This is a genomic window from Protofrankia sp. CiP1_Cm_nod3 (assembly GCF_982290655.1).
In genome coordinates this window covers 3491-26023 of sequence record NZ_CEVIVD010000004.1, presented here as the reverse complement: position 1 = coordinate 26023, position 22533 = coordinate 3491, and the positions used below count along the sequence as shown (strand labels likewise).

23 protein-coding genes are annotated in these 22533 nt (G+C 72.1%); 2 read left to right on the top strand and 21 right to left on the bottom strand.

What is annotated here, in order from left to right:
* Window positions 1-27 precede the first annotated feature (27 nt).
* The 7 genes from AC5LUJ_RS02130 to rimP form a co-directional block, all read right to left on the bottom strand.
* Entirely contained in the window at window positions 28-1119 is a 1092-nt protein-coding gene (locus AC5LUJ_RS02130; protein WP_250282243.1) for a DHH family phosphoesterase, read from the bottom strand.
* A gap of 16 nt (window positions 1120-1135) precedes the next feature.
* Entirely contained in the window at window positions 1136-1609 is a 474-nt protein-coding gene (gene rbfA, locus AC5LUJ_RS02125; protein WP_250282241.1) for a 30S ribosome-binding factor RbfA, read from the bottom strand.
* Window positions 1602-1961 (bottom strand): DUF503 domain-containing protein, encoded by a 360-nt coding sequence (locus tag AC5LUJ_RS02120; protein ID WP_250282238.1) that lies wholly within the window; start codon window positions 1959-1961, stop codon window positions 1602-1604. The genes rbfA and AC5LUJ_RS02120 overlap by 8 nt, the downstream gene beginning before the upstream one ends.
* Window positions 1962-1993: 32 nt before the next feature.
* On the bottom strand, window positions 1994-5233 hold the full coding sequence (infB, locus tag AC5LUJ_RS02115; protein WP_493464376.1) for a translation initiation factor IF-2: 3240 nt from the start codon (window positions 5231-5233) through the stop codon (window positions 1994-1996).
* Window positions 5234-5408: 175 nt separating this feature from the next.
* The gene (locus AC5LUJ_RS02110; protein WP_493464375.1) at window positions 5409-5693 is read right to left on the bottom strand and encodes a YlxR family protein; all 285 of its coding nucleotides are present in this window, start codon (window positions 5691-5693) and stop codon (window positions 5409-5411) included.
* A gap of 4 nt (window positions 5694-5697) precedes the next feature.
* Window positions 5698-6786 carry a transcription termination factor NusA gene (nusA, locus tag AC5LUJ_RS02105; RefSeq protein WP_250287379.1) on the bottom strand — a complete coding sequence of 363 codons (1089 nt, stop codon included), beginning with the start codon at window positions 6784-6786 and terminating at the stop codon, window positions 5698-5700.
* Window positions 6783-7493, bottom strand: a complete 711-nt coding sequence (gene rimP, locus AC5LUJ_RS02100; protein ID WP_250287380.1) for a ribosome maturation factor RimP — start codon at window positions 7491-7493, stop codon at window positions 6783-6785. The genes nusA and rimP overlap by 4 nt, the downstream gene beginning before the upstream one ends.
* 81 nt (window positions 7494-7574) lie before the next feature.
* Here rimP and AC5LUJ_RS02095 point away from each other — a divergent pair, with 81 nt between their 5' ends.
* Both AC5LUJ_RS02095 and AC5LUJ_RS02090 read left to right on the top strand, forming a co-directional pair.
* Window positions 7575-8135: a hypothetical protein gene (locus AC5LUJ_RS02095; RefSeq protein WP_250292397.1), complete on the top strand. Its 561-nt coding sequence runs from the start codon at window positions 7575-7577 to the stop codon at window positions 8133-8135.
* 6 nt (window positions 8136-8141) lie between these two features.
* Window positions 8142-8600: a DUF4439 domain-containing protein gene (locus AC5LUJ_RS02090; RefSeq protein ID WP_493464374.1), complete on the top strand. Its 459-nt coding sequence runs from the start codon at window positions 8142-8144 to the stop codon at window positions 8598-8600.
* Window positions 8601-8611: 11 nt separating this feature from the next.
* Here AC5LUJ_RS02090 and AC5LUJ_RS02085 read toward each other — a convergent pair whose 3' ends face one another.
* The 14 genes from AC5LUJ_RS02085 to tsf form a co-directional block, all read right to left on the bottom strand.
* Window positions 8612-9067 carry an RrF2 family transcriptional regulator gene (locus tag AC5LUJ_RS02085; protein ID WP_250286088.1) on the bottom strand — a complete coding sequence of 152 codons (456 nt, stop codon included), beginning with the start codon at window positions 9065-9067 and terminating at the stop codon, window positions 8612-8614.
* Window positions 9068-9088: 21 nt separating this feature from the next.
* A complete protein-coding gene (locus tag AC5LUJ_RS02080; protein WP_493464373.1) occupies window positions 9089-9985 on the bottom strand; it encodes an ABC transporter permease in 897 nt (298 codons plus the stop codon).
* Window positions 9975-10736 (bottom strand): ABC transporter ATP-binding protein, encoded by a 762-nt coding sequence (locus AC5LUJ_RS02075; RefSeq protein WP_250286086.1) that lies wholly within the window; start codon window positions 10734-10736, stop codon window positions 9975-9977. Before AC5LUJ_RS02075 ends, AC5LUJ_RS02080 begins: the two co-directional genes overlap by 11 nt.
* Window positions 10737-10770: 34 nt before the next feature.
* Entirely contained in the window at window positions 10771-11844 is a 1074-nt protein-coding gene (locus AC5LUJ_RS02070; protein WP_250286085.1) for an ABC transporter substrate-binding protein, read from the bottom strand.
* A gap of 228 nt (window positions 11845-12072) precedes the next feature.
* On the bottom strand, window positions 12073-12924 hold the full coding sequence (locus AC5LUJ_RS02065; RefSeq protein ID WP_250286089.1) for a GNAT family N-acetyltransferase: 852 nt from the start codon (window positions 12922-12924) through the stop codon (window positions 12073-12075).
* 18 nt (window positions 12925-12942) lie between these two features.
* Window positions 12943-14094, bottom strand: coding sequence for a flavodoxin-dependent (E)-4-hydroxy-3-methylbut-2-enyl-diphosphate synthase (gene ispG, locus AC5LUJ_RS02060; protein WP_250286084.1), 1152 nt, complete (start codon window positions 14092-14094; stop codon window positions 12943-12945).
* Between the two features lie 127 nt (window positions 14095-14221).
* Window positions 14222-15415 carry a M50 family metallopeptidase gene (locus AC5LUJ_RS02055; protein ID WP_250286083.1) on the bottom strand — a complete coding sequence of 398 codons (1194 nt, stop codon included), beginning with the start codon at window positions 15413-15415 and terminating at the stop codon, window positions 14222-14224.
* 76 nt (window positions 15416-15491) lie between these two features.
* On the bottom strand, window positions 15492-16727 hold the full coding sequence (gene dxr / locus AC5LUJ_RS02050; protein WP_250286082.1) for a 1-deoxy-D-xylulose-5-phosphate reductoisomerase: 1236 nt from the start codon (window positions 16725-16727) through the stop codon (window positions 15492-15494).
* Window positions 16728-16892: 165 nt separating this feature from the next.
* Window positions 16893-18008 (bottom strand): CE1 family esterase, encoded by a 1116-nt coding sequence (locus AC5LUJ_RS02045; RefSeq protein WP_493464372.1) that lies wholly within the window; start codon window positions 18006-18008, stop codon window positions 16893-16895.
* The gene (gene rlmN, locus AC5LUJ_RS02040) at window positions 17995-19179 is read right to left on the bottom strand and encodes a dual-specificity RNA methyltransferase RlmN (RefSeq protein WP_250285131.1); all 1185 of its coding nucleotides are present in this window, start codon (window positions 19177-19179) and stop codon (window positions 17995-17997) included. The genes AC5LUJ_RS02045 and rlmN overlap by 14 nt, the downstream gene beginning before the upstream one ends.
* Before the next feature lie 20 nt (window positions 19180-19199).
* Window positions 19200-20057 carry a phosphatidate cytidylyltransferase gene (locus AC5LUJ_RS02035; RefSeq protein ID WP_250285132.1) on the bottom strand — a complete coding sequence of 286 codons (858 nt, stop codon included), beginning with the start codon at window positions 20055-20057 and terminating at the stop codon, window positions 19200-19202.
* A 43-nt stretch (window positions 20058-20100) separates the two neighbouring features.
* Window positions 20101-20658 carry a ribosome recycling factor gene (gene frr, locus AC5LUJ_RS02030; RefSeq protein WP_250285133.1) on the bottom strand — a complete coding sequence of 186 codons (558 nt, stop codon included), beginning with the start codon at window positions 20656-20658 and terminating at the stop codon, window positions 20101-20103.
* A complete protein-coding gene (gene pyrH, locus AC5LUJ_RS02025) occupies window positions 20655-21434 on the bottom strand; it encodes a UMP kinase (RefSeq protein ID WP_250285147.1) in 780 nt (259 codons plus the stop codon). The genes frr and pyrH overlap by 4 nt, the downstream gene beginning before the upstream one ends.
* A gap of 234 nt (window positions 21435-21668) precedes the next feature.
* Window positions 21669-22283 carry a translation elongation factor Ts gene (tsf, locus tag AC5LUJ_RS02020; protein WP_250285134.1) on the bottom strand — a complete coding sequence of 205 codons (615 nt, stop codon included), beginning with the start codon at window positions 22281-22283 and terminating at the stop codon, window positions 21669-21671.
* Window positions 22284-22533: the final 250 nt, after the last annotated feature.

The window sequence follows — 22533 nt, the reverse complement described above, 5'->3', positions numbered from 1 at the left end:
CCCCGCCCGGGGCGGTGGCGGCAGCCATCAGACAGGCAGCCGGGGTGCTCGCACCAGCGCGCCGCGCAGGGTGTCCAGGGTCTGCTCAAGGGGGTTCGACGAGGTCAGCCCGGCGGCGAAGCGGTGGCCGCCGCCACCGAGCTCAGTGCACACCGCGCCGACGTCGATGGCGCCCTTGGAACGCACCGACACCCGCCAGACCTCGTCGGCGCCCTGCTTGCAGACGACCGCCACCTCGGCCTCGGCGGTGGTCCGCACGATATCGATCACCCCTTCGATCTCGTCCAGGGTGAGCCCGGCGCGGGTGAGGTCCGGGAACGCGCACCACGTCCAGACCAGGTCGTACTCGGGCTCCAGGCGGGCCCGGCCGAGCAGCTCGCCGAGCAGCCGCAGGTAGCCGAAGCGGTGGGTGTCCCACACCGTACGGGTGATCAGGTCGTGGCGGATGCCGGTGGCCAGCAGCCGCGCGGCCAGCTGGTGGACGGCCGGGGTCGTCGCGGCGTAGCGGAACGAGCCGGTGTCGGTCACCAGACCGGTGTAGATCGCCACGGCCAGGTCGTGGTCGAGCTCCACGCCGAGCGCGTCGATGACATCAGTGATCATCACGCTGGTGGACGCTGCGGCGGCGTCGATGACGTTGATGTCCCCGAACCGGGTGTTCGAGGCGTGATGGTCGATCACGACCATCCGGCGGGCCCGGGTGGCGACCCGGCCCAGCGCCCCGAGCCGGCCGAGGCTGCCGGCGTCCAGCGTCACCACCAGGTCCGGGGTCGCCGGGACCAGCGACGGCGGGACGAGGAGGTCCTGGCCGGGCAGGAAGGCCAGGGAACGTGGTACCACGAACGGGTCGCTGTCGAACGACACCGACGCCCGGCTGCCGAGCGTGCGCAGGGCCAGCCCGAGCGCGATCGCCGACCCGAGGCTGTCCCCGTCCGGGTCGACGTGCGCCACCAGCAGGATACTCTCGCCGCCCTGGACGGCGGACAGGATCGCCTCCACCGCGCGGCCCCGTTGCTCACCGGCCACGTCCTCGGACTCCGCCTGCGCCCGAGCCGTTGCGTCCCCGGCCTCGGGCACCGGTAGCAGGGACAGGTCCGCGAGGCTCGTCACGTCGGTCATCGCAGCTCGACCCCCATCATGTCCCCATCAGGCCCTCGTCAGACATCATGCCCCCAGCGGGCTCGTCATCCTCACGAGGCTTACGGTAAGGGTCGGCCTCACCGGCCGGTCGGGCGCCATCCCGCACGCCGGCAAGGCTCGCGTCCCGCTTCCGGGCAGTGATGATCAGTTCCTCGAGGTGACGGGCGTCCTCCGGCAGCCGGTCGTGGACGAAGGTCAGGGCCGGAGTGACCTTGACCCCGGTCTGTCGGCCGACCTGGCTGCGCAGCAGGCCCTTGGCCGACTCCAGCGCGCGGGCCGAGTCCGCCCGGTCCGCGTCGTCGCCGTAGACGGTGTAGAAGACGGTGGCCTCGGTCAGGTCCGGCGTCACCCGGGCATCGGTCACGGTGACCATGCCCAGCCGGGGGTCCTTCACCTGACGTTCCAGCGCGGCCGCGACCACCTCACGGATACGCACCGCGAGCCGGCGGGCCCGAGCAGGGTCAGCCATGGCTTCCTCCCGTCACTGTCGCCGCATCCTCGTCGGGGGAATCGTCCTCGTCGGAGGAGTCGTCCTCGTCGGAGAAATACCGTACTCGCGCCGAAAGCAGCTCCAGTTCGGGACGCTGCGCAACCAGGCGCTCACATGCCTCGACGATCTCGACGCAGTGGGCCCGGTCCGCGGCCACCACGGCCACGGCGATCTGTACCCGACGGTGCAGATCGTGATGGCCGGTCTCCGCCGCACTCACCGCATACCTGCGGCGGAGCTCCGCCACCACCGGCCGGACCGCCGACCGTTTCTCCTTCAGCGAGCGGATGTCGCCGAGGAGAAGGTCGAACACCGCCGTTCCTGTCCACATAGCCGTGTCCTCAAGGCTGCCCGGGAAGCTCCTCAGGAACGGGGAACCTCCCGCTGCTCGAAGGTCTCGATCACGTCATCGATCTTGATGTCGTTGAACGAGCCGAGCCCCACACCGCACTCGTAGCCCTCCCTGACCTCGGTCGCGTCGTCCTTGAACCGCTTGAGCGACTCGACCGTGAGGTTGTCCGCTACGACGACACCGTCGCGGACCAGGCGTGCCCTGGCGTTGCGGCGGATGAGCCCGGAGCGTACGAGGCAGCCGGCGACGTTGCCGATCCGCGGCACCCGGAACACCTCGCGGACTTCGGCGGTCCCGAGCTGGATCTCCTCGTAGACCGGCTTGAGCATGCCCTTGAGCGCGTTCTCGATGTCCTCGATCGCCTGGTAGATGACCGAGTAGTAGCGGACGTCGACGCGCTCGCGCTCGGCGAGCTCCCGCGCCTTGCCCTCGGCGCGGACGTTGAAGCCGAGGATGACCGCGTCGGACGCGCTGGCCAGGTTCACGTCGTTCTCGGTGATCGCACCGACGCCGCGCCCGATGATCCGCAACGAGACCTCGTCGCCGATGTCGATCTTGAGGAGCGAGTCCTCGACCGTCTCGACCGAACCGGACACGTCGCCCTTGAGGATGAGGTTGAGCTGGGTCTTCTCGCCCTCCTTCATCCGCTCCAGGATCGTCTCCAGGGTCGGGCGGCCGCGACTGAGCGCGAGCTCGGCGTTGCGTTCGCGCGCCTGCCGCCGCTCGGCGATCTGGCGGGCGACCCGGTCCTCCGGGACGACCAGGAAGTTGTCGCCCGCGTCGGGAACACTGGTGAACCCGAGCACCTGGACGGGCCGGGCCGGGCCGGCCTCGCTCACCGGGTCACCGTGCTCGTCGAGCATCGCCCGGACGCGCCCGAACGCCTCGCCGGCGACGATCGAGTCCCCGACCCGCAGCGTCCCGCGCTGGACGAGGACGGTGGCCACCGGGCCGCGGCCGCGGTCCAGCCGGCCTTCGATCGCCACCCCCTGGGCCTCGACCTCGGTCGGGGCACGCATGTCCAGCGCCGCGTCGGCGGTGAGGATGACCGCCTCGAGCAGCCCGTCGATGTTGGTGCGGTTGCGGGCGGAGACGTCGACGAACATCGCGTCACCGCCGTACTCCTCGGCGACCAGCCCGTACTCGGTGAGCTGCCCGCGCACCTTCTGCGGGTCCGCCCCCTCCTTGTCGATCTTGTTGACGGCGACGACGATGGGCACGTCCGCGGCCTGGGCGTGGTTGAGCGCCTCGATCGTCTGCGGCTTGACGCCGTCGTCGGCGGCGACCACCAGCACCACGATGTCGGTCACCTGCGCGCCACGGGCACGCATCGCGGTGAAGGCCTCGTGACCAGGGGTGTCGATAAAGGTGATCTTCCGCTCTTCGCCGTCGACCTTCGCCCGGACCTGGTAGGCCCCGATGTGCTGGGTGATCCCACCGGCCTCGCCGCTGACCACGTCCGTCTGCCGGATCGCGTCGAGCAGCTTCGTCTTGCCGTGGTCGACGTGGCCCATGACGGTCACGACCGGTGGGCGCGGCTGCAGCTCGACCTCGTCGCCGTACTCACCGCCGAAGGACAGGTCGAAGCTCTCCAGCAGCTCCTTGTCCTCGTCCTCGGGGCTGACGATCTGCACGTCGTACCCGAGCGTCACGCCGAGCAGCTGCAGGGTCTCGTCCGTGCACGACTGCGTCGCGGTCACCATCTCACCGAGCTGGGTGAACACGACCTGGACGAGCGCGCCCTGGTTGGCGTCGATCTTGTCCGCGAAGTCGGCCAGGGAGGCGCCCCGGGGCAGCCTGATGACCTGCCCGTTGCCGCGCGGGACCATCGCCCCCATGCGGGGGGCTTCCAGCCCGCTCTCCCACTCCTGCCGCTTCGCACGCTTGGACTTGCGCTGGCGCCCCGGGCGGCCACGGCCACCGGGACCGAACGCACCGGCCGTGGTGCCACCGCGGCCGCGCCCCCCGGAGGTGGGTCGGCCGCCGGGACCACCGGGACCACCAGGGCCGCCGGGACCGCCACCGCCGGGACGGCCGGGGGCACCCGCGCCCCCACCGGATCCGGCGCCGGCCGGACGGCCGGGCGCGCCACGGCCGGCGAAGCCGCCGCCGCCACCCGGGCGCCCGCCACCGGGACGGCCACCGCCACCGCCGGGAGCCGGACGGCCACCGCCACCGCCACCACCGCCGCCGGGACGCGGCCCGCCCCCGGCGGGGCGGGAGGGGAACATGTTCGGGCTGGGCCGGGGACCACCGGTACCGCCGGGGCGCGGCGGCATCTGGCCGGGCGACGGCCGCGGGCCACCGGTACCACCGGGGCGCGGCGGCATCTGGCCGGGCGACGGCCGCGGGCCACCGGTACCACCAGTGCGCGGGCCGCCCGCGCCGCCCGGACGCGGGCCACCGGGCCGCCCACCGCCGCCTGGGCGGTGCGGCGGCGCGGCCGGCGTACCACCGGAGGCCCCGGAAGCCGGCGGCTGCGACCGTGACTGCGAGCCTGATGTCGTGTACGGGTTGTTACCCGGAGCGGCCGACCGGGGGCCGGGACGCGGGCCCGGCGTGGGGCGTGGGCCGGAGCTCTTCGCCGACGCCCCGGGGGCCGGGGCGTTCTTCGCCGACGGGGCCTGCGCCGCCGGGCCCGTGTTCGGCGGGGCCTGCGCGGGCGTGTTGTGCGCGCCGCCCGGGGAGCCCGGGGAGCCCGGCCGCGGAGGTGGAGGCGGAGTGGGCGCACCCGGGCGGGGCCGGGCGTGCTGCGGAGCCGACGGGGCGCCCGGCGTGGCGCCCGGGCTGGCCGCGCGCGCCGCGGAGGGGTGCGGTGCCGGCGGCGTGCTCGGACGCGATGGGACGACCGGGCCTGAGGGCGTCTGGCCTGAGGGCGTCTGGCCTGAGGGCGTCTGGCCTGAGGGCGTCTGGCCGGCGGGCGTGGCCGGGGCCGCGGGGCCGTGCTGACGGGCCGGCCCGCCCGGGCGACCGGGTACCCGCGGGCCCGGGCGGGGCGGTGGCGGCCCTGGACGGGCACCTGGCACCGGCCGGGCGCTGTTGCCCGCGGGGGCTCCGCCGCGCCCGGCGGAGCGCTGCGCACCGGCGCTCTCGGAGGGGAACGACTCCTTGAGCTTGCGGACGACCGGTGCCTCGACTGTGGATGATGCCGACTTCACGAACTCGCCGAGATCCTTCAGTTTGGCAAGCACGGTCTTGCTGTCGACGCCGAGCTCCTTGGCGAGCTCATGTACGCGGGCCTTTCCTGCCACGGTGCTCCTTCGTTCGGCCCGCGGTCCGCCCGCGTGACCCTGGTTACCTGCTGGTCGTGATCATGGCTGCGTGCTCATCGCGCGGTCATCGCTGTCTCGACCTGCTTCCGTGTCGACATCGGGTGATGTCGTCCGATCTTCCGTCAGCCCCGCATCGGTGCGAGGCCTGTCCGTCCTACCGCTGCTCCCCGGCCGTGCGCCGCTGGACGAGGTGCGCCCTGACATGCTCAAGCCCGAGCGGCCCCGCGACCCGCAGCGCCCGCGGAAACGCCCTGCGGCGTTCCGCGAGGTCCAGGCATGCCAGATCGGGGTGCAGGTGTGCCCCCCGCCCAGGCATACAGCGGCGAACATCTGGTCTGAGCTCACCGCCTACCGCCACCGTACGCATCAGGTCCGACCGCGCCACCCGGGCACGACATCCCACACATGTACGGACCGGCTCCGCACGGCGTGCGCCCATCAGTCTATCTCGTTGCACCTGACGAGGGGCCGCCGGTAGCGGGAGATCTCCGTGGGAAGGACGGCGACGCGGCCCGCCGGGCACCCGCCTCCGCACCATCCCTTACCACTGCGTCACCAGCGCCTTCCGTATCCGAGTGTATGTCGATGCGCCACCCGGTCAGGCGTGCCGCCAGCCGGGCGTTCTGCCCCTCCCGGCCGATGGCGAGGGAAAGCTGGTAGTCCGGCACGACCACCCGCGCCGCGCGGACGGCGGGATCGGTGACCTCGACCCGCGCCACCCGCGCCGGTGACAGCGCGTTACCGACGAACGCGGCCGAGTCGGCGGACCAGTCGACGATATCGATCTTCTCACCGTGCAGCTCGGCCATGACGGCCCGCACCCGCGCTCCCATCGGGCCGATGCAGGCGCCCTTCGGGTTCACCCCGGCCACCGTCGACCGAACCGCGATCTTGCTGCGGTGGCCCGCCTCCCTGGCGATCGCGGCTATCTCCACCGTGCCGTCGGCCACCTCCGGCACCTCCAGCCGGAACAGGCCCTTGACCAGCTCCGGATGGGTCCGCGACAGGGTCACCGTGGGGCCGTGCACGCCCCGGGTGACGCTGACGACATAGCACTTGATCCGGTCCCCGTGCTCGAAACGTTCGCCGGGGACCTGCTCGGCGGGCGGCAGCACACCCTCGAGGGTGCCGAGATCGACCAGAACGACCTTCGACCCGGCCCGCTGCTCGTGGTGCTGGACGACGCCGGAGACGACCTCGTGCTCCCGGTCGGCATACTGCCCGTAGGTGATCTCCTGCTGGGCCTCGCGCAGCCGTTGCATGATCACCTGCTTGGCCGTCATCGTGGCGATCCGGCCGAAGTCCGCGGGGGTGTCCTCCCATTCCCGCGTCATCCCGTCCGGGGAGGTCTCGCGGGCGTACACCGCCACCTGCCCGGACGTCCGGTCGATGACCACCCGGGCGTCCGCGGCCGCCCCGTCGGTGTGCCGGTAGGCGGTCAGCAGCGCGGTCTCGATCGCCTCCACCAGGGTGTCGAAGGCGATGTCCTTCTCACGTTCGATGCCGCGCAACGCCGCCACGTCGAGTCTCATCGCTGCGCCTCCGCGTCCTGGGCCTCGCCGGCCGCGAGGACCTCGTCGCCTACAGGATGCTCGTCGCCCGCGGGATCCTCATCGCCGGTCGCGAGGTCCTCGTCGGCTGCGCGGAACTCCACCTGCACGGCGGCTCTGACCACGTCGGCAAAGGATATCCGCACCACGTCGCCGACGGCCGCGCGCCCACCCTCGGGCACCAGTTCGGCCGCCTGCTCGTCCGTGGCGCGCACCCGCCCGAGCAGCTGCCGGCCGTCCCGGGTGCGCACCGACACCAGCCGTCCGCGGGCCCGGCGCCAGTGCCGCGGCGCCACCAGCGGACGATCGACACCGGGCGAGCTGACCTCGAGGACGTACGGCCCGGCCAGCGGCGGGCCGCCGGCCGCCGGATCGGTCTCGGCGGCGTCGAGCACGGCCGAGGCCACCCGGCTGGCCTCGGCGGCCGCGTCCAGGTCCACTCCGCCGTCGCGGTCCACGACCACCCGGACCACGCTGCGGGATCCGGCCCGGCTGACGGTGACGTCCTCCAGGTCGAGCCCTCCCGCGGCCAGCGCGGGGGTGAGCAGGCGCACCAGCTCCGCCCGGGCGGAGCGGGGCCGGGTGTCCGGGCCTCGCGGCCGCGTCTGGGCGCGACGTCGCCCACCACCGGCATCGACGGCGGCGCCCCCGGCGTCGGCGGCACTGGTTGTGGCCACGGCGTCGCCCATGTCGACCCGCTCCTTTCTCGGATGGTGCTCTCCGGAGATCCTGAGCCTACGTCCGCCGTCGCTGTGACAAGCTGCTGGACCGTGAGCGTGACAGGTGCTGGCCGGCGGCCGAGCCGGCGGGGTGTTCTCGGTGCGCTCCCGCTGGCCGCGACGGCCGCGCTCACCGGCGCGCTCGCCAGTGAGCTCACCGGCTGTAGCTGGACCCGGTCGGCGTACGGCCCGGGCGGGCCTGGCGGCCCGGACACCGTCGACAACACCCTGCTCGAGGCGGTGACGCGGTCCGAACAGGGCCTGCTCGTCGCGTATGATCAGGCTATCCTCGCGCATCCGTCGATCGCCGCCACCCTGGCGGTGCTGCGTGCCCACCACGCCGAGCACGCCGGCCGTATCGGATCGGCAGTGACCGGCGGCTTCACAATCATGACCAGCCCACCGGGGACGCCCCAGCAGACCACAGTGCCCCAGCAGACCGCGGCATCCCAGCAGGCCACGGTCGCCGCGCTCGTCCAGCTGGAGCGGCAGGCCGCGGCTCTGCTGCGCGCCCGGTGCCTGACGGCGGCCGTGGGCGTCGTCCCCCTGCTGGCCAGCATCCACGCGTCCGAGCTCGCCCACGCCGACCTGCTCACCCAGCTGGCCAGGTGACCGCTGGTGACGGACGATCCGGGCACCGTCAGGGCGCTGTCCGGTCTGCTCGCGGTGCAGCACGCCGCCGTGTACGCCGCCGCCGCGGCCGGCGGCGCGCTGGCGCCGCTGCGGCCCGTCTCGGACCCGGCCCGGCTGCTCGCCCAGAGCGCCTACGGCGCCCACCGGGAGCTGCGGGACCGGCTGGTGGCCGAGATCCTCGGCCGCGGCGGCAGCCCGCCCGCGGCCGAGCCCGCGTACCAGCTGCCGGTGCCGCCCACCGGGCTCACCGGCGCGCTCGAGCTGCTCGCCGCCGTCGAGGACCGCTGCGCGGCCGCCGCGTACGACGCGCTCGGCGCGCTGGCCGGCGACCTGCGCGCGCTGGTGGTCGACGTGCTGGCGGGCACGGCGGTGCGCGGCCAGCAGGCGCGCCTCGCCGCGGGCCAGCCGGTGGAGCGGGCCGTCCGGGCGCTGCCCGGCGTCTGAGGACGCGGGCTTCAGCGGCCGACCCAGGCGTCACGGTCCTGGCCGAGCTCGCCGACGATCGGGGGCAGGCGGCCGCTGGCGATGTCGGCGAGCGTCACCTCGTCAAGGACCCGGCGGATGCTGACCCGCACGGCGATCCACACCTCTTGGAGATGTTTGGCGGCGCCTTCGTACACCGCCTCCTCCGGCCGGCGGCCCCGGACGCTGGCCAGTGGGCCGTCGGTGGCCCGGATGACCATCGCCACGGTGATCTCGTTCGCCGGCCGGCAGAGCCGGTAGCCGCCGTCGGCCCCTCGCCGGCTGAGCACCAGGCCGCTGCGGCGCAGGTCGGTGAGGATGTTCTCCAGGAAGCGCAGCGGCAGATCCTGCGCGGTCGCCAGCGTCTCACCCTTGACGAGGCCGCCGTTGGACGCGGCCAGGGTGAGCAACGCACGCAGGGCATAGTCGGCTCGCGCGGAGATCTGCATGCACCCATCTTGCCGGATCACTCAGCGTGACTGAGGCGGCAGCAGCCCCCGGCGGGCGCGCAGCCGGCGGTCGCCGGCGTTGAAGGCGGCGTCCACCAGCACCCCGATGATGAAGATCGTCATCATCATCGCCAGCACACCCACCGTGTCCAGCAGCTGCCGGCTGTCCTCCAGGTCCGAGCCGATGGAGGGATGGCCGGGGACGACGACGAGCAGCTCGCCGGCCATCAGGCTGCGCCAGGCGAACGCCCAGCCCTGCTTGAGCCCGGCCAGCACCGACGGCAGGGCCGCCGGTGCCACCACCAGCCGGTAGAGCTGCAGGCCACGCGCTCCCATGGTCCGGCCGAGCCTGGTCAGCAGGGGCGGGACGTAGTCGATGCCGCTGATGACACCGTTGGCGATCGACGGCGCCGCGCCGAGCACGACGACGAAGAGGATCGCGGACTCGGTGAGCTTGAACAGCAGGATCGCCAGCGGGAACCAGACGATGGACGGCATGGTCTGCAGCGCCGTGATGAACGACCCGACCGCGGAGCGCAGCAGGGAGAACCGGGCCACGGCCACACCGACGATCCCGCCGATGAGGATGGCCAGCGCGTACCCGGCCACGGCCCGCTGCAGGGTGCGGGCTGCGGCCGACCAGAAGTCACCGGTGGTGACCCTCTCAGCCAGGTCCGACAGGGCCTCGCCCGGGCCGGGCAGCACATAGGAGGGCTTCCAGCCGCTCCACACCACGACCTGCCACAGCAGCAGGAAGATGACGACCGCGCCCAGCTTCGGCCAGGTCGCCGACCAGATCCTCAGCGCGCGCGGGGGACGGGGCTCGACGGCCGTCTCGAGGGCGTCGAGCCCGGCGAGCGCGGCGTCGACGTCGGCGGCCACATCGGCGTCGGACGCGACCGTGGCCTCAGTGGCCATGGCGGACCACCTCCTCACGCAGCCGGTCGGTGATGGCCACGGCCAGCGCGGCCACGTCGGGCGAGTCGATACGGCGGGGACGCGGCAGCCCGACGTCGAAGATCTCGGCCACCCGCCCCGGCCGGCTCGACAGCAGCACGACACGGTCGCCGAGGCGCACCGCCTCCCGCACGTCGTGGGTGACGAACAGGATGGTCACGCCGGTCTCCCGCCAGATCCGTTCCAGCTCGTCGTGCAGCAGGTCGCGCGTCATCGCGTCGAGCGCGCCGAAGGGCTCGTCCATGCACAGCACGTCCGCCTCCTGGGCGAACGCCCTGGCGAGGCTGACCCGCTGGCGCATGCCGCCGGAGAGCTCGTGCGGACGCTTGTCGGCCAGGCCGGCGAGACGCACCAGCCTGAGCAGCTCCTCGACCCGGGCCTTCCGGTCGGCCCGGGGGACGCCGCGGATCCTCATCGGCAGGGCGACGTTCCCCCCGGCGGTCAGCCACGGCAGCAGCGCCGAGTCCTGGAACATCAGCCCGACCTGGCGGCCGCCCACGTCGACCGTGCCGGACGTGGGCCGGTCGATGCCGGCGAGGATGCCCAGCAGTGTCGACTTCCCACAGCCGGAGGCGCCCAGCAGACAGACGAACTCCCCCGGCCGGGCGTCGAAGGAGACGTTGTCGAGTGCGTGGACGCGGTGTGAGCCGGACCCGAAGACCCGGCTCACACCGTCGATCCGGACCGCGCTCGCGTCGATGACAGCGGTCACTGGAAGCTGCTCCCTGCTCCTCCGGAAGGTGTAGCTACTGCGCGGCCACCGACGGCTTGCCGCTAGCCGTCAGCAGCGCGTTCACGGCCGTGAGATCGAAAATGCCGTTCAGGTCGGCCTTGGGCAGCAGGCCGAGCTCGGTCGCGTGATCGGCCGAGGCGACCAGCGACGACGCGACCGGGTCGACCGTGAACGTCAGGCGCTTCCAGGCCGGCTCGATGACGGCGTCGGCCAACGGCTTGCCGGACAGCTTCGCCAGCCCCTGGTTGGTCACGTCCCGGCCCTTGACCGGGTCGGCGTTGAGGGCGTCGACCGAGGCGGCGTTCGCCTCCACCAGACGCCTGACGATCTCGGGGTTGCTCTTGAGGTAGTCGGTGCGCACCAGCAGCAGCGTGGTGACGAACCTGCCGCCGGGCCATTCCGTCGCCTCGTCGACCAGCAGCTTCCCGCCGTCGGAGACCAGCCGGGACAGGGTCGGCTCGGGCACCCACGCGCCGTCGATGGCACCGGACTTGAAGGCGTCCACCGTGACCGTGTTGTCCTGCGGACGGATCTGGACGTCACCGCCGCCGCTCTTGTCGGTGGCCAGGCCGTGCTGCTTGAGGTAGTAGCGCAGGGCCACGTCCTGGGTGTTGCCCAGGCTCGGGCTGGCGATCGTCCTGCCCCGCAGCTGCTCGACCGAGGTGATGCCGCTCTTCACCACCAGCCCGGCGCCGCCGGAGGTCACCCCCGAGATGATCCGGACGGCCTCGCCCTTGGACTTGGTGAAGGTGTTGACCGCCGGGTTCGGCCCGATATAGGTGGCGTCCAGCGCACCGGAAATGAGCGCCTCGGATGCCTGGACGCCCGAGTTGAACGTCGAGGTCTGCAGTTTCACGCCCGGGCCGAGCTTCTGCGCGAAGATGCCCTGATCGATGCCGTAAACGGCGGGTGCGTGGGTGAGGTTGGGAAAATAACCGAGCCGCAGGGTGCCGGTCGGGCTGCCGCCGGTGTTGGCGGGCGTGACGGTCTTGTCGTCTCCCCCGCTCGAGCAGGCCGCCAGTGCCAACGCCAGCGCGCCGGCCGTGAGCAGTGGCGTGACCCGGCGCCACAGCCTCCTCGAGGACATGAGCCTTCCCTCCACCGTGGCAGCACACAGCGCCACGAAATTCGATAGAAGTGGTTGAGAAGGAGAGGATGCCAGACTTACGACAAGGTCGCCATCCCGGCTCTTTGTTCACAGAAACGATTGGAAAACAGCCGGTGGGGACTCGGCAGCGGACAGCCAGAACAGGCGGCCAGCGGACCGCCTGGAACAGACATCAGGAACAGACGGTCAGAAATCAGGAGCGGACGGTCAGAAAAGGATCGACGCGAAGGTTCCGGCCCGGTGGAAGCCCACCCGGTCGTAGGCCCGGCGGGCGGCATGGTTGTACTCGTTGACGTAGAGGCTCACCACGGGCGCGAGGGTGGCCTGCGCCAGCGCCACGACGCTGGCCGTGCCCGCCGTCCCGATCCCCCTGCCTCGCAGCTCCGGGGCCACCCAGACCCCCTGGATCTGGCAGACGTCCCCGGCGACCGCGCCGATCTCGGCTTTGAACACCACGCGCCCGTCCTCGATACGGGCGAAGGAACGGCGCTGGTTGACGAACTCGGCGACCCGGGCCCGGTAGAGCGCGCCGCCGCCGTCACGGACCGGGGACACCCCGATCTCCTCGGTGAACATCGCCACGCACGCCGGCAGCAGCACGTCCAGCTCGTCCGGCCGCACCTGGCGGACGGCCGGATCCGGAGCGGCCGCGGGCGGACCGGAGATCGCCAGCAGCGGCTGGTCCGCCCTGACCTCGCGGGCCGGCCCCCAGCCCGGTTCCAGGTGCCGCCACATCGCCAGCACCGTCTCGGCCACCCCGACGATCGAGGAACACCGGCGGCCCTGGCGACGGGCCCGTTCGGCGAACACCTTCGCCGACGCCGGGCCCGCCGCCACGGGCCAGAGGTTCGCCCCCGAATAGCACAGCGCGGCCAGCCTGCCGTCGACCACATGGCCCCACATCTGCGCCCCGAGCCGCCAGGGAGCGAGTCCGCACACCTGCACGCGGGAGGCGACGAACACGTCGGCGATCGGGTTACGTGCCAGCACCTCCCGCACCGCCGGCAGGTCGTGGTCGTCGAGCAGGCGGATGGGAGCGGAACGCAGCGGCAGGCCCATGGTCACGAGTATTCGAGGTTAGCTGGCCGAAACCGACGGTTCACCGGAAACGCCGTCAGCCTCCAGTTCCTCGGCCAGCCGCATGGCCTCCTCGATGAGGGTCTCCACGATCTGGGCCTCGGGCACGGTCTTGATGACCTTGCCCCGGACGAAGATCTGGCCCTTGCCGTTGCCCGAGGCCACCCCGAGATCGGCCTCGCGCGCCTCACCGGGGCCGTTGACCACGCAGCCCATGACAGCGACCCGCAGCGGCACGGTCAGCCCGTCCAGCCCGGCGCTGACCTCCTCGGCCAGCTTGTACACGTCGACCTGGGCACGGCCGCAGGACGGGCAGGAGACGATCTCCAGAGTGCGCTGCCGCAGGCCCAGGGACTCCAGGATCCCGATACCGACCTTGACCTCCTCGACCGGGGGCGCGGACAGCGAGACCCGCAGCGTGTCCCCGATGCCCTCGGACAGCAGTGCGCCGAAGGCCACCGCCGACTTGATCGTGCCCTGGAACGCCGGGCCCGCCTCGGTGACCCCGAGGTGCAGCGGGTAGTCGCAGCGCTGCGCCAGCAGCCGGTACGCCTGGACCATCACGACCGGGTCGTGGTGCTTCACGGAGATCTTGATGTCGGTGAAGCCGTGCTCCTCGAACAGGGAGCACTCCCACAGCGCCGACTCCACCAGCGCTTCGGGGGTGGCCCGCCCGTACTTGGCCAGCAGGCGCTTGTCCAGCGAGCCCGCGTTGACCCCGATACGGATCGGGGTGCCGGCGTCGATGGCGGCCCGGGCGATCTCCCCGACCTTGTCGTCGAACTCCTTGATGTTCCCGGGGTTGACGCGGACGGCGGCACAGCCGGCGCTGATCGCCGCGAACACGTACTTCGGCTGGAAGTGGATGTCGGCGATCACCGGGATCGGCGACTTCTTCGCGATGGCGGGCAGCGCGTCCGCGTCGTCCTGGCTGGGGACGGCCACCCGCACGATCTGGCAGCCGGCCGCGGTCAGCTGCGCGATCTGCTGCAGGGTGGCGTTGACATCGGAGGTGAGCGTCGTGGTCATGGACTGGACGGAGACGGGCGCGTCCCCGCCGACCGGCACGTTGCCGACGCGAATCTGCCGGCTGCGGCGCCGGGAGGCAATCGAGAGGGCCGGCGCCTCAGGCATGCCGAGAGTTACGGTCACGATGTCCTCACTGGCGTGTCGATGGTCACGAAGGTCAGAAACTGGACGAAAGTCACGAGGTGTTACCACTCGCCGGTTTCCGGATATCGGCGGCGTAAAAAGTTCTGATCACACCCTCGTTGACCGGCTAGTTGAATCTGATCGGGTTGATGATGTCGGCGAACAGGATGAGCAGGCTCAGTAGGGCGAAGGAGGCGACCATTACATACGCCGCGAACATGAGCTTCGCAAGATCGACACGTTTGGTCGGGCCCCGGTAGCCGGCGAGCCTGCGCACACCGTGGCGGGCCTGTTCGAAACCGAGCACCGCCAGGTGCCCACCGTCGAGCGGGAACAGCGGCAGCAGGTTGAACAGGCCGACCGCCAGGTTGACCCCGGCTACGAGAACGATGAAGTCGCCTATCCGCTGGCTCGCGGAGGAGTCCGGGGCGGACAGCAGCTCACCACCGACGCGGGCCGCGCCGACCACACCGACCAGCCCGTTGGGGTCGCGGTCGGGGCTGAACAGGTTCGTGAGCTCGCCGAGCCGGTGGGTGAGCGTGTCGTACATGCCGGTGACACCGCCGCCCATGACGCTCAGGGTCTTCGGCACGGCCGAGACCGGGTTGTACCGGACGGTCTCGTAGCCCTGTGCGATCCCGATCGCCCCGACGGGGTCGTTGCCGGCGAGCCCGGTCTGCCGGTCACGCATGACCGAGACCAGCTCCGGGTACAGCGTGACGGTCCGGCCGGCGCGCTCGACCACCAGGGGCGCGGCCCCCGCGCCGTGGGCGCGGATGAGGCGGGTGAACTGGTTCCAGCTGGTGACCGGCGTGCCGTCGAAGCTGACCACCCGGTCGCCCGCGCGCACGCCCGCGCGTTCGGCCGGCCCGGCCGGCGCGCCCGGGGCGCACCCGTTCGCCACCGGCACGCAGACCGTCCTGCCGACCGTGTTCTCGCTGGGGCGTGAGGTGCCCAGCGCCAGCAGCACGCCGTAGATCAGTACCAGCGCGATGACGAAGTGCATGAACGACCCGGCCACCAGCACGACGGCCCGCTGGTGGGCCGGCCGGGTGTGGAACGCCCGGTGGGCGTCGGCCGGGTCGATCTCCTCGAGCGGGGTCATCCCCTCGATCTTGACGAACCCGCCGACCGGCAGCGCCTTGATGCCGTACTCGGTCTCGCCCCGGGTGCGCGACCACAGGGTGGGGCCGAACCCGACGAAGAACTTCGACGCCTTCATACCGTAGTGACGGGCCGTCATGAAATGGCCGGCCTCGTGCAACAGGATCGAGACGAGCAGTGCCAGCGCGAACGCGACAATGCCGACTGCGTTGGTCATGGTGCGCTCACGCCCCGATCACAGCACTACACGCTTCTACTGGGTACCTCTCGGTCACGAAGGCATCACGTCTCGATCAGGCTCCTTGATCGATGAGGGAGCGCACCCGGGCGCGCGCGTCCCGCTCGGTGTCCAGGACCTCGTCCAGGCTCGGACGCTGCACCACGGTGTGCGCCGTGACCACCTCGGCCACCACGTCGACGATGCGCACGAAGGGCAGCCGGTGGTCGAGGAAGGCCGCCACCGCCTCCTCGTTGGCGGCGTTGAAGACGGCCGGCGCGGTCCCCCCGCGACGGCCGGCCTCGCGTGCGAGGTCGACGGCGGGGAACACCGTGGCGTCCAGCGGCTCGAAGGTCAGCGACTGCGCCCGGCGCCAGTCCATCGGGGCCTGGGCGTGCGGCACCCGGTCGGGCCAGCCGAGCGCGAGGGCGATCGGCAGCCGCATATCCGGCGGGGAGACCTGGGCGAGCGTGGATCCGTCGGTGAACTCGACCATCGAGTGCACCAGCGACTGCGGGTGGACGACCACGTCGATGTCGTCGTAGGGCACGCCGAAGAACAGGTGCGCCTCGATCAGCTCGAGGCCCTTGTTCATCAGGGTGGCCGAGTTGATCGTGACGAGCGGGCCCATGTCCCACGTCGGGTGCGCCAGGGCCTGCTCGGGTGTCACCTCGCCCAGCTGCTCACGGGTACGGCCACGGAACGGCCCACCGCTCGCGGTCAGGACGAGCTTGCGCACCTCGGCGGCCCGGCCGCCGCGCAGGCACTGGGCGAGCGCGGAGTGCTCGGAGTCCACCGGGACGAGCCGGGACGGGTCGCCGCCGAGGGCGTCGAGCACCAGCGGGCCACCGGCGACGAGCGACTCCTTGTTGGCCAGGGCCACCGTGCGGCCCGCCCGCAGCGCCGCGAGCGTCGGGGCGAGGCCCACCGACCCGGTGATGCCGTTGAGAACGACGTCGGACGGCCAGGCGGCGACCTCCGTGGCGCCGTCCGGCCCGGTGAGGATCTTCGGGATGGCGTACTCGCCGCGCCGGAAGCCCCGCCGGGAGGCCTCCGCGTAGAAGGCGAGCTGGAGGTCCTGCGCGGCGGAGGCACGGGCCACGCCCACCGCCTCGACGCCCAGCTCCAGCGCCTGGGCGGCCAGCAGGTCGACCCTGCCGCCGCCGCCGGTGAGCGCCACCACGCGGAACCGGTCGGGATTGCGTTTCACCACATCGATGGCCTGGGTCCCGATGGAACCGGTCGAACCGAGCAGGACAACCTCACGCGGGGACGGTGACTCGACCACGTGGACCATTGTCGCAGGCGTCATCCGGCTACGACGACACCTGTTCGCATGCCGACACCCGGCCCTGCCTGGGCAGGACCATCCGCGCCCGGAAGAGGGCGGCGGTCACCGTCGATATGGCATTTGCCATAGCCGCGGCCTGTCGTCCCGGGTATCCCGATTTCCCGGACGCGGGGTTACCAGAAGTAGTCATCCGCCCGGCGGGGTGGTGGCCGGCGCCGGCTGCGGATGCCCCCGGAAGTAGGCCAGAGCGACCTCCGAGGCGCTGAACCGCGCGCGGGCCGCTCCGCTGGGCGGGTCGGCGTCGGGGTCCGGCCAGACGTGCCCGCCGCCCTGCACCGCCAGCAGGCCCACGTCACGCCCGCCCGGGCAGGCCGTGTAGATCAGCCGCCGCAGGGCGAGCGACCTGGTGTCGTCGATCCAGGGGGCCGCCGGGCCGCAGCCCACGAAGCCGGCGTAGCGGTCCAGCCTGGCCTGCACCGGCTCGGCTGCGCCGCCCTCCAGCGGCGTCACCGGGTCGCTCGCGCCGTGGATGGCCAGCAGGCTCGGTGCCGGGGAGGCGCAGGTGGCGGGCACAGCGGCGAAGGCCACCGGTACCACCGCGGCGAACACGCCGGGCAGCGCGCAGGCCGCGGCCACCGCCATGTCCGCGCCGTCCGCGAGGCCGGTGGCGAAGACCCGCCGGGCGTCCAGGCACATCCGCGCGGTCAGGTCGCCGACGAGCGCGGTCACGAAGGCCACGTCGTCCGGGCCGGCCGCGGGGCCGCGGGCGGAGTTCCACTTCCCGGCCACGCCGTCCGGGATGGCCACCGCGTAACCGGACCTGGCGCCGGCCTGGCCCAGATGGGTGTAGCCCTCCACCGCGGCGGCGTTCTCCCCGGCGGCGTGGAAGACGACGATCAGCGGGAGTGGTCTGGCCGGGGTGCTCACGGGGGGGACGGCAAGCTGATAACCACGGGTGTCCGCGCCGACCCGCAGCGTCTGATTGCTCGATCCGGCCGGGATGCTCTTGCCGGACACGCATCCGCTCACCACAGCCGGTGACGCCGACGCCCGCGGCGTACCGGCGCCAGCGCCGGCTCTGGCGCCGCCGACGGCCCCCGGCAGCACGCTGGCGGCGTCAGGGCCGCCCGCCGCGCCGTCCCGCTGCCCGGCCTCGGTGACCGTGCCGCCGCCGTGCCCGCCGGCGTACAGGACCAGCACAGCGACGATCATTACCGCCCCGGCCACCGCGACGAGCGGCGCCCACAGCGGGGAGCGACGGGACGGGACCCGGCGGGCGGGACGGCGCTCACCTGTCGGCACGGGCACTCCTGTCCGGCCTGTCCGTATCCGGCCCGGTCGGGGCGTCGGCGGCGAGCTGCCCACAGGCCGCCGCGATGTCACGCCCCCTGGTGTCACGGACGGTGGTCGCTATACCGCGTAACCGTAACCGTCGGACGAACTCGCGCTCCCGACGCCGCTCGCTCGCCTGCCAGGACACCCCCCGGGTCGGGTTGAGCGGGATCAGGTTGACGTGGACGAGCCTGCCGGCGAGCAGGCCCGCCAGCGCGTCGGCGCGTTCCGGCTGGTCGTTGACATCGTCGATCAGGGCGTACTCGACGCTGACCCGGCGGCCGGTCGTCTCGGCGTACTCCCACGCGGCGGCGAGCACCTCGGCCACCGGCCAGCGCCTGTTCACCGGGACCAGGCTGTCCCGCAGCTCGTCGTCGGGCGCGTGCAGGGAGACCGCCAGCGTCACCGGCAGACCGGCCCCGGTGAGCCGGCGGATCGCCGGCACCAGCCCCACAGTGCTGACGGTGACCGAGCGGGCGGACAGCCCGAGGCCCTCGGGCTGCGGGGCGGTCAGCGCCCGCAGCGCCGCGACCACCGTGGCGTAGTTCGCCAGCGGCTCCCCCATGCCCATGAACACCACGTTCGACAGCCGGGCCGGCCCACCGGCGAGCTCGCCGCGAGCGGCGGCCCCGGCCGCGGCGACCACCTGCTCGACGATCTCGGCGGCGGACAGGTTGCGGGTCAGCCCGCCCTGGCCGGTGGCGCAGAACGGACAGCCCATGCCGCACCCGGCCTGGCTGGACACGCAGACCGTGGCCCGGTCCGGATAGCGCATCAGGACGGACTCGATCAGCACTCCGTCGAAGGCCCGCCACAGCGTCTTGTGGGTGGCCCCGGCGTCGCAGGTCATGACCTTGGCGGGGGTCAGCAGCGCGGGCAGCAACGCGTCCAGTAGCACCGGGCGGGAGGCGGCGGGAAGATCCGTCATCGCCTCGGCGTCGCCCGCGCGCAGGTACCTGGCGAAGTAGTGCCGGGCGACCTGGTCGGCCCGGAAGGCCGGCTCGCCGAGCGAGACGGCGAGCTCCCGCCGCTGCGCGGTGGTCAGGTCCGCGAGATGGCGGGGCGGGCGCGGCCTGGGCGCGGCGACAAGCGGCAGCGGCCGGGCCGGCACGGACGGGGCGGCGGAGGAGGAGAGGGCCATGGCCCGTCCAGTGTGCCAGGTCATGGCGGCGGCACGAAAACAGTGATCAGCAGCCAGGCCACGGGGACAGTGCAGAGCACCGAGTCCAGCCTGTCCATGATCCCGCCGTGCCCCGGCAGCAGGGTGCCCATGTCCTTGATGCCGATGTCCCGTTTGAGCAGCGACTCACCAAGATCACCAACGGTGGCGGTGCACACCACCGCGAGGCCGAGCAGCACCCCCTGCCAGACGGCGGCGTGCAGGGCCCCGGCCATCAGGGTGCCGGCGACGAGCACGCAGGTAACGGTGGAGCCGGCGAAGCCCTCCCAGGACTTCCCCGGGGAGACGTTCGGGGCGAGCTTGTGCCGGCCGCCGGAGAGCACACCGGCCGCATAGCCGCCGATGTCGCTGGCCACCACGGTGGCCAGGCAGGCGGCCATCCGCCACGACCCGTCCGACGGGCTGGTCAGCAGTGCGGCACACCCGGCCGGCAGGCCCACGTAGGCCGCGCAGAACGCCCCCGCGGCCACGTCGTGGAGCAGGTGGTCGCCCCCGTGGGCGAGACGGCACGCCGTCACCACGACCACGGTCGCGGCCAGGGCCACCACCAGCGCGGACGCACCCCCGGCGTAGGCGGCCGCGGGCATCGCCGCCGTGCCCGCCGCCAGCGGCGGCAGCGCGATCCGCGCCCCGAGCTGGCGCAGCGCCCTGACCAGCTCGTACGTGCCGATCGCCATCGCCACACAGATGACGGCGATCCACAGCGGCCGGACCGTGAACAGGGGGACGAGGATGACCAGGGCCAGCACGACCCCGACGGCGATCGCGGCCGGCAGGTCCCGACCGGCCCGGACACCACGCGGGCGGGGCGTGCCGACCGCCGGCCCGGTGCGGGTCACGACGTCATCTGGTTGTCGAGGCTGTCGAGGCTGTCGATGTCGGTCAGACCGCCAGCAGCTCCGACTCCTTGTGCCGCAGCAGTTCGTCGACCTGGCTGACGTACCGGTGCGTCGCCTCGTCCAGGTCCTTCTCCCCGCGCCGGCCCTCGTCCTCGCCGGCCTCGCCGTCACGGACGATGCGGTCGATCGCGTCCTTGCTGTGCCGGCGCACGTTGCGGATGCTGATCCTGGCCTCCTCCGCCTTCGTCCGGGCGACCTTGGCCAGGTCACGCCGACGCTGCTCGGAGAGCTCCGGGAACACGCAGCGGATGATCGTACCGTCGTTGCTCGGGTTCACCCCGAGGTCGGAGTCGCGCACGGCCTTCTCGATGGCGGCCAGCGAGCCCTTGTCGTACGGAGTGATGATCACCATTCTCGGTTCCGGGATGTGGAACGACGCGAGCTGGTTCACCGGGGTCGGCGCACCGTAGTAGTCGACGAGGACCTTCGAGAACACCGACGGGGTGATCCGTCCCGTCCGGATGTTGGCGAAGTCGTCCTTCGCTACCGCGACCGCCTTGTCCATTTTCTCCTCGGCCTCGAGGAGTACATCGTCGATCACCGTCGTCCTTCCGTCCCGCCCTCGTCCGCACTGACCAGGGTGCCGATCTTCTCACCGCGGACGGCCCGCAGTATGTTCCCTTCCGTCAGCAGGTCGAAAACCACGATCGGCAGCCTGTTGTCCATACACAGGCTGATGGCCGTGGCGTCCATGACCTTCAGCCCACGAGACAGCACCTCGCCGTAGACGAGTGTGTCGAAACGAACCGCGTGGGGGTTCGTCGTCGGGTCGGCGTCGTACACACCGTCGACCTTGGTGGCCTTGAGAACAGCCTGCGCCTTGATTTCCAGTGCGCGCTGCGCGGCCGTGGTGTCGGTGGAGAAGAACGGCGCTCCCAGCCCCGCGCCGAAGATGACGACACGGCCCTTCTCCAGATGCCGGATGGCCCGCAGCGGCAGGTAGGGCTCGGCGACCTGCCCCATGGCGATCGCCGTCTGCACCCGGGTGACGATGCCCTCGCGCTCGAGGGCGTCCTGGAGGGCCAGACAGTTGATCACTGTGCAGAGCATGCCCATGTAGTCGGCCCGGGCCCGGTCGACACCGCGCTCGGCCAGCAGCTGGCCACGGAACATGTTGCCGCCGCCGACCACGATCGCGACCTCGATACCGGTCCGGCTCACCTCGGCGATCTGGCGGGCGATCGTCGCGAGCGTCTCCGGGTCGATGCCCAGTGGCTCGCCACCGGCGAACGCCTCTCCGGAGAGCTTCAGCAGCACCCGTCGCCAGTGCACCTCGGCAACGCCACTACGGAGTGGAGCCGTTTCCGTGTCCCTGATGGCGTTTTCGATCACGAGCGGCCCCCTCGCCCTCGGCTACGATCATCGGCCGGTGAATATGCACTGCGAGTAGTCTGCCCTACCCGATCGGATCGCAGAACCTCTGACCGCCGCCTCCGGTTCGTTCGACGTACACCTGGACGTACCCATGACGGACAGCGGGAACGAAACGCCTCCGGTGAGAGGCTGCGGCCGGGACCGCAGCCCCGGCCCCGGCGACGGAAGCGGCGCGGATCAGGCTGCCCTGACGTTGAACCGGGCGAACCGGCCAACCTCGATCTTCTCGCCGAGCGAGGATCCCGCCTGCTCCAGCAGTGCGCGGATGGTGACCTTGCTGTCCCGGACCCAGGGCTGCTCAAGCAGGACGACCGCTTTCACGTAGCCGTTCAGCCGCCCCTCCACGATCTTCGGGAGCGCCTGCTCGGGCTTGCCCTCCTCGCGGGCCGCGGCCTCGTAGATCTTCTTCTCCTGCTCGAGGACCTCGTTCGGGATCTGCTCCGCGGTCACGTAGAGCGGATCCGCCGCCGCGACGTGCTGGGCGATGTCCCGCGCGAGCTGCTTGAACTGGTCCGTCTTCGCGACGAAGTCGGTCTCGCACTTCAGTTCCAGCAGAACACCGATGGTGGGGGGCAGCTGCGGGTCGGTCTTGTGCAGGTAGGACTCCACCAGGCCGTTGGAGGCGCTGCGCCCAGCCCGCTTGGCGACCTGCGCCAGACCCTTCTCCCGCAGCCAGGACCTGGCCTTCTCGAAGTCGCCGTCGTTCTCGACGAGCGCTTTCTTGACGTCGCTCATCCCGGCGCCGGTGAGTTCCCGGAGCTTGCGGATGTCAGCGGCGGTGATTTCTGCCATGGTGCTCTTCTCGTTCCATCCGGCTGCTGGTGTTGGTGGGAGCCACCGGGGCGCCCGGGCAGCGCGATCGTCGTTTTTCTTCACGCTGCCGGGCCCTGGTGCCCCGTAAGGTCGCTACTGGGTCCTGCGAGGACGTGCTGCTCTGATGGGTGCTGCGCGCGAAGGCCGGGCAGGCCGGCGCCCGAAACGGCTGGTCAGACCCGGGCGGTCGCGGCGCCCACCACGGAGACGGCGTCGGAGTCGGGGTGGG

What these genes read in the sequence shown, in the direction of transcription:
- AC5LUJ_RS02055 (WP_250286083.1), bottom strand. Translation starts at nt 15,415, where the DNA reads ATGACCAACGCAGTCGGCATTGTCGCGTTCGCGCTGGCACTGCTCGTC.
- tsf (WP_250285134.1), bottom strand. Translation starts at nt 22,283, where the DNA reads ATGGCAGAAATCACCGCCGCTGACATCCGCAAGCTCCGGGAACTCACC.
- AC5LUJ_RS02085 (WP_250286088.1), bottom strand. Translation starts at nt 9,067, where the DNA reads ATGCAGATCTCCGCGCGAGCCGACTATGCCCTGCGTGCGTTGCTCACC.
- AC5LUJ_RS02120 (WP_250282238.1), bottom strand. Translation starts at nt 1,961, where the DNA reads ATGTGGACAGGAACGGCGGTGTTCGACCTTCTCCTCGGCGACATCCGC.
- rimP (WP_250287380.1), bottom strand. Translation starts at nt 7,493, where the DNA reads ATGGGCGACGCCGTGGCCACAACCAGTGCCGCCGACGCCGGGGGCGCC.
- AC5LUJ_RS02065 (WP_250286089.1), bottom strand. Translation starts at nt 12,924, where the DNA reads ATGGGCCTGCCGCTGCGTTCCGCTCCCATCCGCCTGCTCGACGACCAC.
- rbfA (WP_250282241.1), bottom strand. Translation starts at nt 1,609, where the DNA reads ATGGCTGACCCTGCTCGGGCCCGCCGGCTCGCGGTGCGTATCCGTGAG.
- dxr (WP_250286082.1), bottom strand. Translation starts at nt 16,727, where the DNA reads ATGACGCCTGCGACAATGGTCCACGTGGTCGAGTCACCGTCCCCGCGT.
- AC5LUJ_RS02110 (WP_493464375.1), bottom strand. Translation starts at nt 5,693, where the DNA reads ATGGGCGCACGCCGTGCGGAGCCGGTCCGTACATGTGTGGGATGTCGT.
- rlmN (WP_250285131.1), bottom strand. Translation starts at nt 19,179, where the DNA reads ATGGCCCTCTCCTCCTCCGCCGCCCCGTCCGTGCCGGCCCGGCCGCTG.
- AC5LUJ_RS02080 (WP_493464373.1), bottom strand. Translation starts at nt 9,985, where the DNA reads ATGGCCACTGAGGCCACGGTCGCGTCCGACGCCGATGTGGCCGCCGAC.
- nusA (WP_250287379.1), bottom strand. Translation starts at nt 6,786, where the DNA reads ATGAGACTCGACGTGGCGGCGTTGCGCGGCATCGAACGTGAGAAGGAC.
- AC5LUJ_RS02130 (WP_250282243.1), bottom strand. Translation starts at nt 1,119, where the DNA reads ATGACCGACGTGACGAGCCTCGCGGACCTGTCCCTGCTACCGGTGCCC.
- AC5LUJ_RS02070 (WP_250286085.1), bottom strand. Translation starts at nt 11,844, where the DNA reads ATGTCCTCGAGGAGGCTGTGGCGCCGGGTCACGCCACTGCTCACGGCC.